This window comes from Rhizobium sp. O111, from assembly GCF_055616315.1.
Genome location: NZ_JBSHXL010000003.1, coordinates 70,887 through 84,417, shown reverse-complemented (window position 1 = coordinate 84,417; position 13,531 = coordinate 70,887). Strand labels below are relative to the sequence as shown.

Below are 13,531 nucleotides of genomic sequence, written 5' to 3'. Positions count from 1 at the left end.
CCCTGGCCCTAAAGCGAGGAACGTCTAGGAAAAATTGATTCCGAGATCAGCGTGAGCTGATCCCGTGGCAAGCAGCTCTTCCCAACACGGGGAAGGAAACGGGATATCGCGTCAGCGTCGGCTAACCGACGTCGCGAGGTTTGGGTAGTGGATGAGCTATCCCGCGCGCGACGTTAACGCTGCAATGTCGTCCGCGTGGGCGCAGCTTCAAATCGACGCGCGCTCCAGCCATGACCGCGACGACCTTTGGATCATACCACCGTCATGGAAATGGCCGGCTGCTGGGACAGGAGGTCCGCGAGGACTGTCATGCTCCGTCGCAATTCCTCGATGGTGGCGGGCGCGCCTAGGCCAAGCCGAATGGCCTCTGGAGCGTCCACCACCGCGAACGCGTCACTGGCCACGACGCCAATCCCAACCGAACGCAATCTTGAGACCAGTTCACCCCTGTTCCAGGGCTCCGGCACGTTTAGCCAGACATGGAAACCTTGAGGGGAAGTCTCGGCAAAGGTGGATAACGTTTCAGGCAAGACGCGCAGCCTCGCGGCGGTTTCCCGCATGATTTCCTTGCGCGCGGTATCCGCCAGGCCGGTCTCTATCCATCTAGAAGCCGTTGCGCTCGTGAGAGGCGAGACCAGGGAGGCGGATGCGCGGATGGCGTTGGTGACTCTATGGGCTCGCCCCTCAGGTACCGCGATGTATGCAACGCGCAAGGCGGGAGACAGGCACTTGGACAGGCTCGCGACGTGGTAGACGCTGTCCGGCGCGAGCACGGCGAGCGGTGTTGGCGCGTCGGGAGCCAGGAAACCGTAGGCATCATCCTCGATAATCGGAACATCGTTTACTCGCGCCAACTCGACCAGCTCTCGGCGGCGCGCCAGGGGCATCGTGCGTGTGGTCGGGTTGTGCAGGGTCGGCATGCAATACAATGCCTTCGGCTTCATTGCCTTGCATGCTCTCGCGAACGCTTCCGGGATAAGTCCATGATTGTCCATCTCCAACGGAGCGAGCTTGAGCCTAAGGTGTGACGCGACGGCGCGGAAACCTGGATACGTCAAATGCTCCACGCAAACCGTGTCACCCGGTTCCACGAGAACACTCAGAACCGCATGGAGAGCTCCTTGAGCGCCCGCCGTGACGAGGACGCGATCACGAGTGACATCAGGCAGCCTGCGCGAGAGCCAGGAGGCAGCGGTGGCTCGATCGTCGATGATGCCTCCGGGCTCTTGGTAGCGCATCAGCAAATCGAGTCCACGATCCCGTAGGTCGCCAACCGCCTCCCACATACGCTGCTCGATGGAGCTGTTGGCGAAACGAGGTGGCAGGTTCATGGTCATGTCGACCAGACCCGAAGGTTCGGCGCGCGATGCAAGGCTCCGGCCTGCCGTGACATAGGTTCCCTGACCAACCCGTCCTTCGATCAAGCCGCGGCCGCGAGCTTCCGCGTATGCCCGACTAACCGTCGTGAAGTCGATGGCGAGGTCATCGGCGAGCTTGCGTTGCGTTGGAAGACGATCGCCTCGCGCGAGACGTCCACTGGCGATGTCAGCCGCGAGCGCGTCGGCGATGGCGAGGTAAATCGGTCCCCCGCTGTTGTCTAGCCGCGGTGCCCATGTCGTTTTTGCCATCGGTTCCATCGTGATCCAATCAATTCCGTAATATATGGATCTAAGATGGAAAGCCTTGTCAAGCGAACTACCGGGGACGCAGGTTCGGGCACCCGCCTTTCGCCAATTTTAGGGCGAGCTGGCGGGATTTTCGTTTTGATCGGCCGAACATCGCCCCCCGTTCAACGAGCTGCGACAATTTGGATAATATGCGATTTTGATCGGAGAATGTATGTAAGCAGCATCCCATCAATAAGTGGAAGTCGAGCCATGAGTTATGAACGGTCGCCGATATCGCCGATGAACGAGCGGGCATCCTCCCAGCCATGGGATCATTTGGCGCTGTGTGTTTACTGCTTCATCGGCCTGGCCGCGGCGGCGCTGGCGATGCGTATCCAGGTCGTTTACGCGCCGTCCCCGTGGACCCACCTTCGCGTCGCCCTACCCCCTGTATTTGTCGCATGCATCCTGCCCTTGCGACTGCTGAAGGTTTGGCTTTCACGCGCCAAGGAAGCGCCGGAACGCGCGACCCCTGACCGCGACGATGCCCCCACGGTCGCCGCGATAGGGCCGTTCGTCGTTACACGAAAGCCCAGCTGGAAGTTTTCGGCGTCCGCGGATGAAGCCAGGACGCGCGAGCGCATGCGCATGGAGTCTTGATCATGGAGTGGATACCCATAGCCCTTGGAACCTTCAAGGCGCTCGCGCTGGGCGTGGCAATGTATTATGCAATCAAATGGCATTACGACCAGGGCGAGAAAGGCGGGACGCGGGCTCTGCTGCGCATGGGCGGAAAGGTTGCTGGCGCATTCCTATTGACGCTCCTGACCGTGGTTCTCTTCGCGTTCGTCTTGAGCAACATGCTCGGTCTGGATCTGAGTTATCCCTGAGCGCGTGGCGGACAGGCGTTGTCTGGCGGAAAATGTCGAAGCCGCCGTGCCTGCTTGATCCCGCCAGGCGGGCGAGCCCTGGTACCCGATTTAGGGTTTGCATGTGGCAAATATAGTTCCGCCATCGGATGTCACGTTTGTCCGTAAGCGCGATTTTCGATGCACATTGACGTAGGCGGCATCACCGCACCGGCCGCATTTGCGAAGCGATATCCCGGTCCATCAATTGGCGGGGGTTTTGGAGAAGCGGAACGGAAGTAAGTCGCCAATGCCGGCAGTTTCTTCGCGCTGAGGTAACTCAGTGAGGACGTGGCGCAGCCAGGCGAGCGGATCGACGCCGCAGGCGCGGCAGGTCAGCATGAGGCTGTAAATCACAGCGCTGGCCTTGGCTCCGTCAGCGGTGTCGCTGAACAGCCACGATTTTCTTCCGGTCGCAAAAACTCTAATGTCACGTTCCAGAACGTTGTTATCGATCGGCATCCTACCGTCGTTGATGTAGCGCGCCAGATAACCCCATTGGTTCAGGGTGTAGGACACGGCATCGCCGAGCTTGGTATCCGGCACGACCTTCGGCGCGATATTGTCGAGCCATGACTTGAGTGCGTTCAGTACAGGTAGGCTGTGCTGCTGCCGGAAACGGCGAACGCAATCGGCCTGCGTTTCACCGGCGTTAGGCTTGCTCTCTCGTGCCTGCTTTTCGATCCGATAGAGCTGCTCGAAGAACCGGAGCGCCTGCTCCGGCGGTCCGCCTCCATTCTTCCTGGTTTTGAGAGCCTCGACAAAGCGCCGCCGTGAATGAGCCATGCATCCGACATGGGTTGCGCCATGCAATGTGCGCCAGGCTGTGTAGCCATCGCTCACTAATATGCCGCGGTAGTCGCCGAGAAAGGTCTGAGGGTGGACCTGACCGCGGCCCGGCTGGTAGTCGAGGAGCACGATTGGCTCGTCACTGTCCTCGCTGCTGCGGTACGCCCACATGTACGACGTGCTGGTGGCTTCCTTGTTCTTTTCCTTCAACACCTGAACCGTCGTCTCATCGCCATGAATGAGAGGCTGCGACTGAAGCTTCAGCCTCAGCGCATCGTAGATACGATGCAGATGCCTCTCGCTCGAACCGATCACCCAGTGAGCAAGAGTACCCCGGCTGATAGGTACGCCGGCTCGCTCGAATGTTTGCGCCACGCGGTAGAGCGGTGTGCCGTCGACGTATTTATGGACGAGCGCGAAGGCGAGCGTCGAGGCGGTAGCAATGCTGCCCGGCAGAGGCTGCTTCGGCATAGGCGCGATCACGACAGGCGTGTTAATCCCGGTGCGGTCGCAATGACGGCAAGCGTACTTGAACCGCACATTCTGCAGGACCTTTGCCTTGACCTCGATATGGAGCTGCTCGGTAACGGCCTCGCCCATGCGATGCATTTGGTTGTTGCAGCACGGACAGGCCTTCTGATCGTCAGCAAGGTCGTATTCGACACGCTCGCGCGGCAGGTCTTCTGGTAGAGGTCTGCGACCCCGCTTTTTACCCACGGCGCTATCGACTGCTGGCAGGCCTGTATCCGGGAGGTCGGCAACGTCGTCGCCATAATCACGATCACTCTCGTCCGCGGCTTCTTCGGCTTCGTTGAAGAGGCGGTCAATGTGCTTTTCGCTGCGCGGCGCAAATCGATGCAGCCTTGCGAGCGCCAGTTCTTCTTCCAGCTTGACGACCCGTTGCGAGAGCGCTTCCTTCTCAACCTTGAGCGCAGCGATTTCGGCGGCATTTGCCGCCAACTGCGCCATCAGTTCTGCAACGCTTGGTTCGCTGGCCCGAGTCATCAGATTCTTGAATCTGAACCGCCCCCGCGCGTCAACAGCTCAATTCGCCATCTTCAGCCGGCGATCTGATATTGCCGCACCGGATGGCGCACCATCGCGTCGATATCGATGCCGTCGAGGATCCAGTGCAGTTGCTCGGTCGAGAGCATCACCACCGCAGTCTCTCGGCGGGGCCAGCGGAACCTGTCTTCCGTCAACTTCTTCAGCACCATGACAAAGCCGGACCGATCAAAGAACAACAACTTCATCCGGTCACGACGCCGATTGCAAAAGGCAAACACCGCAGGAGCAAACGGATCCATCGACATCGTCTCCTGCACCAGGACCGCGAGGCTGTTGATGCCCGCGCGGAAGTCGATCGGCTCCCGATGGAGGTAGACCTTCAGATCAGCGCCCAGTCTGAACATGACCCAACGCTCCTATGATTGCGATCAGTCCACTCTCATCGTCGCACTCAACGGTCAGGCTGATCCCGTTGGGCAGGAGTGCGCTCACCTTGGATGCATGACACGGCTTGCACACCGCCACGCTCTTCGTCAGTAAATCGCCGCCAGAACCCGGCCGCATAGATGGAGCAATCTGAACTGGAACGAAGGCCGAGACCGATGGCGAAGGACGCTGCTCCAGGGCCTTCTTTATCCACTTACGAACGAGATTGGCATTCACACCGTATTCCCGTGCTAGCCGAGAGACCGAAACGCCGGGTTCTAAACACGCTGCGACGAGCTGATCACGAGAAGCAGGGTCATATCGACGGCGGCCGTCGCGGCCAACAAGCCGCACTTGCAGTTTAAGAGCATCGTCCATGATTTGGTGTCCACCTATTTTTGGTGGACACTTCATGCATCAGAGCACTGCGCTTCAGAAGGCGCATGGAAATTCGCGCTTACGTTTGTCCCACGTTCGGCCTCGCAACTTTTTGGCCTGGATCCGCGTCAAACCAAACGAGGGCTTCCACTCGAGGAATACCTGTCTCGAGTGCATCGGGACGACCGACCCCGGTTGGCGCAAGTAATCAGCGATGCAATTATCGCGGACATCCCGCAACAAGACACCTACCGCGTCCAGGGGGACGACGGAGATTTCCGCTTGTTTGCCGCTTACGGCAAGGCCCTTCGTGGCCCGGAAGGTGTCGCGGTGCTGTACTCGGGGATTGTTGTCCCCGCTCAGGCAACGAGTGCTCATTTCCTGAACTAGGTTCGTTGGTTACCACGCCAAAGCTACCTGCCCTAGGACGCGCCAAGTCGGAAAACCGAGGAACCAGGTCTGCTAGCGCCGGGGCGAGCGCGGCATGACAGGTCCCGCGTGAACGGCTGATGGATCCTCGAAACAGATCGTATCGCAGCTTCCGGTCGCGGCGTCGGGGTTAACCTGCGCGAGACCCGATGGCGCACGCACGCCCAGGCGTTCGTTGTCTCTTGTCACTATGAGGAGCATCAAGGAGCGCCTAATCGCCTTGGCCGAGCCGCGCGGTCACTGAGCGTCCTCGCGGAATCGCCAGGCCATCCCGAAAACGTCCGTAAGCGGTTCTCATCGCCACGACCGCCGTCTGATCGTCCCGAGGCTTCATTCGGAGACGGGGTTGCCGAACAGGTCGGTTGGAACAGCCTTTGCGCGGATGGTCGAGGACGGTTCGTCGATCCTTCCGCCGAACGACCGAGCGCTGCCCTTTCGCCCGGACCATAACACGAACTGGATTTTCTCTCCCGCCTTGATGTCGCGGTGCGCCACGAAATAACCCCGGTGGTCAGGTGCGTCCTCGTGTCCGGCTTTTTCATTTTCAAACAGGCAAACGTCGCCGCTGCGTGGTTTAAATGGCATGGTGCTCCTTTTTTTGTCTCGCGGCATGAGCGTCAGGGCAATCCTCTCGGACGCTGCGAACCAATCTGGGTCGCGATGCCTCACCCGTGCCGATGATCTTTTCTGGTTTAGGCAATTCCCGGACGTGGCGGCCCTGCCTCCATAAGTGGCGATCGAACATGGCACCGGCAAGACCGAGAAGGACCGCCATGCGGCCATGCCCATCGGCTAGCGAATGGGGCGTCAAAAATCTCACATGACCTTCCCCTAGTATCACCCCGTAACCTAGGGAGACAGGATGCGCGAGAAGAAGCTTCGAGAAACAGAGTTTGTGGCCGAGACGATCAGAAAATTGGCGGTTCCCGGTATGAAGCCAAAAGCGTTGATTGAAGCGGTCAAGGAAAGGCACCCCAATGCCTCCAAGAAAGACATAGCACGGGCGGCGTTTTTGACCGTTATCATGTCCGCGGAATATGATCCGGAGGACACGCAGGCGCTGCACGACCTCGCGAGTGGTACTCGTGACAGCGATCTGATCGGTCGTTAGACGGAGGTGGAAATTGACCCCTTGATGTTACCGGGGGCCACCGACCCGGACCGATCCATGGCTTGGACAACCATCAATGGATAGTCACGCCTGGGGGAGATTTCGTGACTTGCTCGCGTATCGCGGCGACCAAGCGCGCGGCCGATTTCACGATTTCGACCGCGATATCCGGATCGCCGCTACCCACGTCGTGCGCAAGGTCCTTGATGGCGGCGGCGGCGTCCCTGACCAGCTTGGCGAGCAAATTCTTATCAGTCGGAAGTTGCAACGCGAACCCATCCAACAATTTCCCGAATCTAACTAGGACAGCGGTGATCTCCCGCGGTGTCATCAAGGATGGTTTGAGATCTTCGGACATTCTCCAGGCTTTCTGGAAGCGCTTGTTTCGAAAATGGCAAGGTCGGGCGGATCTCTCGCGCCCGACCTTGACCCTGCCTCAACGACGACCTCCTGACCTCCGTGAAGATCGTCGGAAACAATTCAATTGGGGATTTAGCGCGAACCCTCCGGACTTCAAGTTTCGTCTCGTCAAAACCGTGAAAGGCGGGCCTCACGGCGAGGTGCGGTTTCCAGTTTCGGTCGCCGTGCCATCTTGGCGCTCTTGCGCTTGCATCCGCGCTGCCCGCAGGCGCAGCGTCTTAGCTTCACGTCGGCGACGCTCTTCCTCGATTGTCCCACGTGCGACTTCATCGGTTCTGTCGCGCGCCTCCACCCGCTGAGCCTGGCTCAACGACCTTCGGCGTTTGGGCTGATCTTGGGTCATAATGACATCCTCCTATAAAGGAAACGCCGAAGACGTAGATAGGTCGCCGTACGAAAGCGTACCCTCGTCTTGATCGAGGCCATTCGGGAACCCGACCTTGGTCGCTGAAAATCGGGTCCCGGGTCTGTCGGACGATGTCGACTTCGCCACGCGTCAATGAGGAATGCGCGGTGGCCAAGGGCAATCCATAGCCTCGTCAAGAACGCGATAAAAGGGTTTTCCGAGAGGCTCTTGACGCCGCCCGCGGTTTAGCCGCGTCCCGCCACTGGCTCCATGCCGAAGGATTTCGAGGTATCAAGGTTCGCGAGGCTTTGCGCGCGGCAAGCAAGACGCTTTCCAGGGAGGATTGGCCGTCGATCACCTTGTGGACGCCGCCGATCTCTCATGGCCATGTTAGCGAGTGGGTGGGAACCACGGTGGCACTCACTCTTGTCACCATGATGTCGACCTGCTCTCCGGCGGAGGGCATACTTTCGATCCTTGAATGTTTTTCTTTTGGCGCGCGGACATTTACGGGTCGGTAACCGTTAGGTAATGGCTAGGCCGCTATGGTGGCCAGCAGTGTGATGTGAAATGGAAAATGCATGCTTAGAGTTTGGCGCTGCCTGAGTTTTCCGGTTCTCATCTTGGTGAGCGCTTGCTCGACGACCGAGCCACTTGTCACGGCCTCAACGACGCAGCCCCAAGCCCCGCGCCAAACTGATCAAGCGGTGATCGCCGAGACGGTTGGACGTTCCGACGCTGGCTTGCACCCCTTGGCCTGGGCGAACCCTTCAACTGGCAGCGCTGGCGTCATTCAGCAAGTCGGACCTGTCCTGGATGGGGGGCAAGGCTGCAGGCAATTCATCAGCACGCATCAGACGATCACAGGAAGTTCAACGTTGGACGGCATCGCCTGCCCCTCGGGTAACAACCATTGGAAAATCAATGGCTAGTCGGATTTCCCGCATTGTAAAAGACATGGGCGGAGGGTATCCGGCTCACGCAACCGATCACGCGATAAGCTCGAAAGCCGCCGGCGACCTCATCCCCACTTCCCGATACACCCGCCCTGTTTATTTGAGGTCGCTTCGGCGGAGCGAATAGACTGCGCCGGAAAAAGCCAGCGCCGCGCGATTTCCTCGACGGCGAAAATTCTTCCTATCGCCATCCGCGATCGTGCCGCGGCATATTTCGTCCCGCGACTGGGCAAATACAATCCCGTCTGAAGATTTCGTGTTAACCGGCGCTGCCTCCGCACCAGCTGCAACTCCCCAGAGCTGAAGCGCCCTGGACGCCGCAGGTCGCTTTTTTCTCACTCGTTCTGCGTCAAGATGTCATGATCGGGACGGGGCCGCGCTCGGTGGATGTGATATCGAAAAGTCCGCCATTTTCTTCACGAAACCAGCGGACTCTCACCTTTGAAGATCCATCAAGATGGCGTTGACCACGGGCACGGTAAGTTCAGTGCGCTTTGCCACCCGCCTCGCCGACGGCTTCCACGAAAATCACGCGGGCGGCATCCGCGCTCATGCGGCCGTCCAGCGCAGCCTTGCATGCCATGCGGGCGCGCAGAAACTTGAGACCACTCATATTGGGCCATCGGTCGATAAGGCACGTCATGGCTTCAAACGGACCGCCAACTATCTTCCGCTCCTGGTGCGGGAAATCGACGGCAACTGGTGCATTCCAAGCATTATTCGGCATCCTATCCTCCTCGCGACGCTAAACATTCATGTGCAACTGTATTTAGGGAGCGGAGCGGTCTAGCAAAGCATCGAGTTCGTGTTGGTACGGTCCCGGACGGAGCTCTCCTCCAGAGGCGTCCGGGTCTTGTCCTCATCAAGATATTGGCTCCGGCAAGAAGGAGAACATAAAAAGAACAGGAAAGGATGCTGGCGATGACCAGGACGCCGATCAAGAAGCCATGGGCTGAAGACGAGATAGGGACCTATTGGACGACCCCGAGGGAGGCATCTCTCGCCGAGGCCCATCCGCCTCTGATGGGCGTTCTCCTCATGATGCCAGGGCACCAGGAATGGTCTGTCTTATCGGTCGAGGCCTATGACATGGGGTCGGGCGGCCGATTGGCTCGTTTGATATTGCTTCGACCCAAGGAGCGGCGGGACGTGCGGCTACTTCAATGCCGTTGGTTGCAAGCAGGTAATGGACAAGCCCCTGTCGTGGCGCCGTTGAAAAATCTCCGCTGCCGGGCCGAAGCGAGAATTGCGAACGAATGCGCCGGCCGTTGATATCTAAGCCACGGAGAAGAGGCTGATGTTCAACTGCTTACCGAAAGGCAAACTAACCAGGCTCGAAAGAAGCATATGCGCTCAGCGAAAACAATTCGTCCATCGGAGCCTCGAACAGAGAATCTGTATCGCGGATCAAATCGATTTAAGCCTGAGCTTAGATGTCGAGAGCTGCTCGAAGCGTCTCCAGCCGTTCCATTGCGATTACTCCGTCAGCAATACCAGGCGCCGGAGTTGATGCACCGGCGAGCGCGGGAACAACATCTGCCAGTAGTGAGTGATAACCCTTCGGATCTTCATTTGCCGCCGCGGTGAAGTTTGGCTTCCACGTTAGCGTGTCGCTATCGTCCTTGAGCGTCGCGCCTAGGTCGTCGATCTTGAATGGGGGATTGCGGTGCCATTTGATCTCGATCACGTCGTCGACCTCAATTCTCTGGTGATCGCTCATCAACTCAATACGCTCCACCGGCGTTCCGCGGGACTGAATGGTCCCCATCGCAATGTTGCCGATCGCTCCGCATTCGAATTCGAACCCGACATGGAAGAGCACGCGGCCGGGCGTTTTCTCGACCTTGCGGGCCGTAATGGCGCGCACGGGCGAAACGAGGAATGAAACAAGGTCCATATAGTGGACGCAGTGGTGCAGGAAGAAGCCGGTGTAATCGACGTTTCCGGCGAAGTATCCGGGCGCCGTCATATAATAGCCGGTTAGTCCCATCACCTCACCGAAACGGCCAGATCTGACGATGTTCGCAGCCATCCGGTTGCCGATCGAGTATCGCTTCATGAAGCCCAGCAGAAGCGGCTTCCTCGCCTTCTCGGAGGCGGCCAGCAGTTCGCGTGCGCCTGCCGCGCTTCCCGATGGCGGTTTTTCCATGAAGACGGGCAAGCCCCTCTCAAGCGCCGCCTTGCCGAAGGCCAGATGCTGGTCCGGGCCAACCGCCATGCCGATGGCGTCGAGGCCAGGCGTGCGCAGCAGATCCTCGACATCGGTCACGAGATTGGTGACGCCGAACTGGCGGCCGGCGCTCTTCAGGCGCGCGCCGTCAATATCGCACAGTCCGATCAGCTGTACGTCATGACGGACGAGCTGCGGGAGAAGCATTTGTGTTGCGTGAATGCCGCAACCGATCCAACCGATTTTCATGGTCATCGACGATATTCCGTAAGCAGGAGGTGGGATTTCATGAAGGCGCTCGATGCCGAGAGGCGATCGCTCTCGTCTTCGTGGGGTGCGCGCCACTGAGCGAAGGGCACGCCGAAACGGTCGTCCGTACGTCGGAAAGGCTCAAGCGATATCGGGCCAGTATAGCCAACCTCGTGCAGCGCCCGGCAGACTTCCACCCAGTTGGTCATGCCGGTGCCGGGAAAGCCGCGGTGATTTTCGTTCGCCTGGAAATGCACGATGCGATCACCACCGAGTCGGATGGCCTCGGCGAGCGAGCTCTCCTCCATGTGCATGTGGAACGTGTCCAGCATAAGCTTCACGGCGGGATGATCGACAGCGTCGAGCAGTTCCATGGCCTGCTGCGTCGTGCAAAGGACGTCGCTTTCGAACCGGTTGAGCGGCTCGACCGCAAGGGAAACGCCGGCATTGCGGGCATGGTCCCCCGCCTCCCTCAACCCCATGACGCAGCGATCCTTGCGCGCCAGCCGCTCGGTTTCGTCGACAGGCTGCGGCGGTCGGCCCGCGAATACCAGGGGATTGCCGGTCAGCGGCCCACCGACGATCTTCGCGCCGAGCCCCGCGGCGCAATCGATCGTGTATTTGAGATATTCGACCCCGGACCGATGAGCCTTGATCTCGGCCGATGCGAGATTGCGCTGGAGGTTGACGCGGGCTGCGAGCACTACGCCCAGCCCGGCGTCTTCAAGTGCCTTGCGCGTCTCCTTGATGTCGAGCTCACCGACCTCGGGAACGAGAAGTTCCACGAAATCAAACCCGTGTTCGCGCATCTTCGCAAACAGCTGAAAATGCTCGGCTGTGAAAGGTCGCGCATATTGCATTGAAATCAACCCGATCGGGTTCATTCGCCATTCCTTTCTAAGAGCGGGGTTCGAACTTTCGAACCGTATGGAGAATCGATGGACATCAGCCCTTGACTGCCCCCTGGGTCAGGCCGCCGATCAGGCGCCGTTGCACGAGAAGGAAGAGGATGGTTGCCGGCATGGCGCCGACGACGGCGCCCGCCGCGAGCAGACCCCACTCGATCTGGTATTCTCCGATCAGGGTCTGGATCGCGACGGTGACGGGGCGCACGTTTCGGCCGCCGAGCGTCAGGGCGTAGAGATATTCGTTCCAGGCGGTGATGAAGATATAGATGCCTGTCGAGATGATCCCCGGCATGGTCAGCGGCAGCACCACCTTCCGCAACGCCGTCAGCCGCGAGGCACCATCGGTCATCGCCGCTTCGTCGAGGCTCTTCGGGATCGCCCCGATATAGCTCGTCAGCATCCAGACGGCAAAAGGAATGGCGACGGTCGCGTTGGCAAGGATCAGGCCAAGATGCGTGTCCAGTATTCCGAACTTTCTCATCAGCACGAATAGCGGAAGAATAAGGAGCACGATCGGGAACATGTTGATCAGCAGGAACTGGAGCATCAACAATTTCCGGCCGGGAAAGCGAAACCGCGAGAAGGCATAGGCCGCCGTGACCGAGACGATCAGGCCGACGACGACAGTCCCACCGGCGATGATCAGGCTGTCCATCATGTTCTTCAGAAACGACGTCTGCTCGAAAAGCCTGACGTAGTTGTCGCCACTCCATGCCGCCGGCGACAACGACACTCCGTTGGCGTTGAGCGCCGCGGTCGGCGTCAGGGACGTCAGGATCATCCAGGCGAACGGCGCCATTGCGAAGATCACCAGCAACGCGACCGGCACGTCGGTCGTCAGGATGCGCCGAAGGGTTCCGGGTTTTTTCACTTCTGCACCTCCCGCATCGTCCGGGCCAGATAGACGGCGACGAATGCGCCGAGGAAAAGGGTGAAGGTCACGGCGATTGCTGTTCCGTAGCCAAAATCGAGATTCTGGCGCGCTTTGATAAAGGCGTAGAGAGGCAACGTATGCGTTGCGTAGCCCGGCCCACCGCCGGTCATAACGAAGATCACGTCCATCGAATTGGCGACCCAGATCACCCGGAGCAACCCGGCAGTCGCCAGAACCGGTGCGATCCCGGGCAAGGTGATGTGAAGAAACTGACGCCACGGAGACGCACCGTCGATCGACGCCGCCTCGTATTGGCTTTTCGGAATTCCCTGCAGGCCAGCGAGGATCATCACCGCGAAGAACGGGAATCCCTGCCAGGTCAGGGTGGCGATGATCGCGTAGATCGCGACATTGGGATCGGCAAGCCACGGAACCGCTGCCTTGACGATCGAGAGGTAGATCAGGATGTCGTTGAGTACGCCGGTATTCGGATCGTAGATCCAGCGCCACATGAGCGCGATGACGACACTCGGCAGAGCCCAGGGAATAATGATCAGTGCCCGGGCGAGACCTCGCCACGGAAATTCGCGATTGAGCAGCAGCGCCGTCAACAGGCCGAGCCCCATCTGTAGCGGCACGGTCAGGCCGATCCAGATGATCGTGTTCCAGAGCGCCACCCAGAAGACAGGATCGTTGAACAGCTTCACATAGTTTGCGAAGCCGACGAACTTGCTGGCATTCGGCCTGAAGAGCACGAGATCGTGGAAGCTCGTCCATACCGCCTGGATCATAGGCATGAAGACGATGACGAGCGTGACGAAGACGGCCGGCGCCAAGAGCATGTATGGAAGTACGCGTTCCGAACGCCATTGGATTCGGCTTCGGCGCATCGGGGGAGAGGTCGTCGATAAGGACATGATCGGCTCCGGGGACGAACTGCGGTGGACGGCCC

Annotated in this window: 16 protein-coding genes; 6 read left to right on the top strand and 10 right to left on the bottom strand. The window is 59.4% G+C overall.

Features of this window, described 5'->3' with window-relative positions; genetic code table 11:
- Positions 1-251 precede the first annotated feature (251 nt).
- Entirely contained in the window at positions 252-1,628 is a 1,377-nt protein-coding gene (locus ACVTFQ_RS26185; protein ID WP_470424221.1) for an aminotransferase-like domain-containing protein, read from the bottom strand.
- Between the two features lie 279 nt (positions 1,629-1,907).
- Between ACVTFQ_RS26185 and ACVTFQ_RS26180 the strand changes: the two genes are divergently transcribed.
- Both ACVTFQ_RS26180 and ACVTFQ_RS26175 read left to right on the top strand, forming a co-directional pair.
- Positions 1,908-2,267 (top strand): DUF983 domain-containing protein, encoded by a 360-nt coding sequence (locus ACVTFQ_RS26180; RefSeq protein WP_470424220.1) that lies wholly within the window; start codon positions 1,908-1,910, stop codon positions 2,265-2,267.
- Positions 2,268-2,269: 2 nt separating this feature from the next.
- Positions 2,270-2,497: a hypothetical protein gene (locus ACVTFQ_RS26175; RefSeq protein WP_181459301.1), complete on the top strand. Its 228-nt coding sequence runs from the start codon at positions 2,270-2,272 to the stop codon at positions 2,495-2,497.
- A gap of 222 nt (positions 2,498-2,719) precedes the next feature.
- On the opposite strand, the gene tnpC is transcribed toward ACVTFQ_RS26175, so the two are convergent.
- From tnpC to tnpA, 3 genes are read right to left on the bottom strand one after another with little or no spacing between them, the layout of a single operon-like run.
- A complete protein-coding gene (gene tnpC / locus ACVTFQ_RS26170; protein ID WP_470424219.1) occupies positions 2,720-4,309 on the bottom strand; it encodes an IS66 family transposase in 1,590 nt (529 codons plus the stop codon).
- Positions 4,310-4,362: 53 nt separating this feature from the next.
- Entirely contained in the window at positions 4,363-4,716 is a 354-nt protein-coding gene (gene tnpB / locus ACVTFQ_RS26165) for an IS66 family insertion sequence element accessory protein TnpB (RefSeq protein ID WP_470424218.1), read from the bottom strand.
- On the bottom strand, positions 4,697-5,116 hold the full coding sequence (gene tnpA / locus ACVTFQ_RS26160; RefSeq protein ID WP_470424217.1) for an IS66-like element accessory protein TnpA: 420 nt from the start codon (positions 5,114-5,116) through the stop codon (positions 4,697-4,699). Before tnpA ends, tnpB begins: the two co-directional genes overlap by 20 nt.
- 6 nt (positions 5,117-5,122) lie before the next feature.
- On the opposite strand from tnpA, the gene ACVTFQ_RS26155 reads away from it, so the two are divergent.
- Positions 5,123-5,506 (top strand): PAS domain-containing protein, encoded by a 384-nt coding sequence (locus tag ACVTFQ_RS26155; protein WP_470424606.1) that lies wholly within the window; start codon positions 5,123-5,125, stop codon positions 5,504-5,506.
- Positions 5,507-5,875: 369 nt separating this feature from the next.
- Here ACVTFQ_RS26155 and ACVTFQ_RS26150 read toward each other — a convergent pair whose 3' ends face one another.
- Complete coding sequence (locus tag ACVTFQ_RS26150) at positions 5,876-6,130, bottom strand: DUF736 domain-containing protein (RefSeq protein WP_146618522.1); 255 nt, start codon at positions 6,128-6,130, stop codon at positions 5,876-5,878.
- 277 nt (positions 6,131-6,407) lie between these two features.
- On the opposite strand from ACVTFQ_RS26150, the gene ACVTFQ_RS26145 reads away from it, so the two are divergent.
- Positions 6,408-6,656: a hypothetical protein gene (locus ACVTFQ_RS26145; protein WP_112950591.1), complete on the top strand. Its 249-nt coding sequence runs from the start codon at positions 6,408-6,410 to the stop codon at positions 6,654-6,656.
- Between the two features lie 73 nt (positions 6,657-6,729).
- Here ACVTFQ_RS26145 and ACVTFQ_RS26140 read toward each other — a convergent pair whose 3' ends face one another.
- Positions 6,730-7,014, bottom strand: a complete 285-nt coding sequence (locus tag ACVTFQ_RS26140; protein WP_470424216.1) for a hypothetical protein — start codon at positions 7,012-7,014, stop codon at positions 6,730-6,732.
- Positions 7,015-8,003: 989 nt separating this feature from the next.
- Between ACVTFQ_RS26140 and ACVTFQ_RS26135 the strand changes: the two genes are divergently transcribed.
- On the top strand, positions 8,004-8,354 hold the full coding sequence (locus ACVTFQ_RS26135; RefSeq protein WP_470424215.1) for an RT0821/Lpp0805 family surface protein: 351 nt from the start codon (positions 8,004-8,006) through the stop codon (positions 8,352-8,354).
- A gap of 481 nt (positions 8,355-8,835) precedes the next feature.
- Entirely contained in the window at positions 8,836-9,168 is a 333-nt protein-coding gene (locus ACVTFQ_RS26130) for a hypothetical protein (protein ID WP_470424214.1), read from the top strand.
- Between the two features lie 639 nt (positions 9,169-9,807).
- Here ACVTFQ_RS26130 and ACVTFQ_RS26125 read toward each other — a convergent pair.
- The 4 genes from ACVTFQ_RS26125 to ACVTFQ_RS26110 all read right to left on the bottom strand — a co-directional run bounded on the left by ACVTFQ_RS26125 (position 9,808) and on the right by ACVTFQ_RS26110 (position 13,496).
- Positions 9,808-10,803 (bottom strand): Gfo/Idh/MocA family protein, encoded by a 996-nt coding sequence (locus tag ACVTFQ_RS26125; protein WP_112989373.1) that lies wholly within the window; start codon positions 10,801-10,803, stop codon positions 9,808-9,810.
- On the bottom strand, positions 10,800-11,681 hold the full coding sequence (locus ACVTFQ_RS26120; protein WP_470424213.1) for a sugar phosphate isomerase/epimerase family protein: 882 nt from the start codon (positions 11,679-11,681) through the stop codon (positions 10,800-10,802). The genes ACVTFQ_RS26125 and ACVTFQ_RS26120 overlap by 4 nt, the downstream gene beginning before the upstream one ends.
- A 61-nt stretch (positions 11,682-11,742) precedes the next feature.
- Positions 11,743-12,576, bottom strand: coding sequence for a carbohydrate ABC transporter permease (locus tag ACVTFQ_RS26115; RefSeq protein ID WP_112436026.1), 834 nt, complete (start codon positions 12,574-12,576; stop codon positions 11,743-11,745).
- The gene (locus ACVTFQ_RS26110; RefSeq protein ID WP_111563930.1) at positions 12,573-13,496 is read right to left on the bottom strand and encodes a carbohydrate ABC transporter permease; all 924 of its coding nucleotides are present in this window, start codon (positions 13,494-13,496) and stop codon (positions 12,573-12,575) included. The genes ACVTFQ_RS26115 and ACVTFQ_RS26110 overlap by 4 nt, the downstream gene beginning before the upstream one ends.
- Between the last annotated feature and the right edge of the window lie 35 nt (positions 13,497-13,531).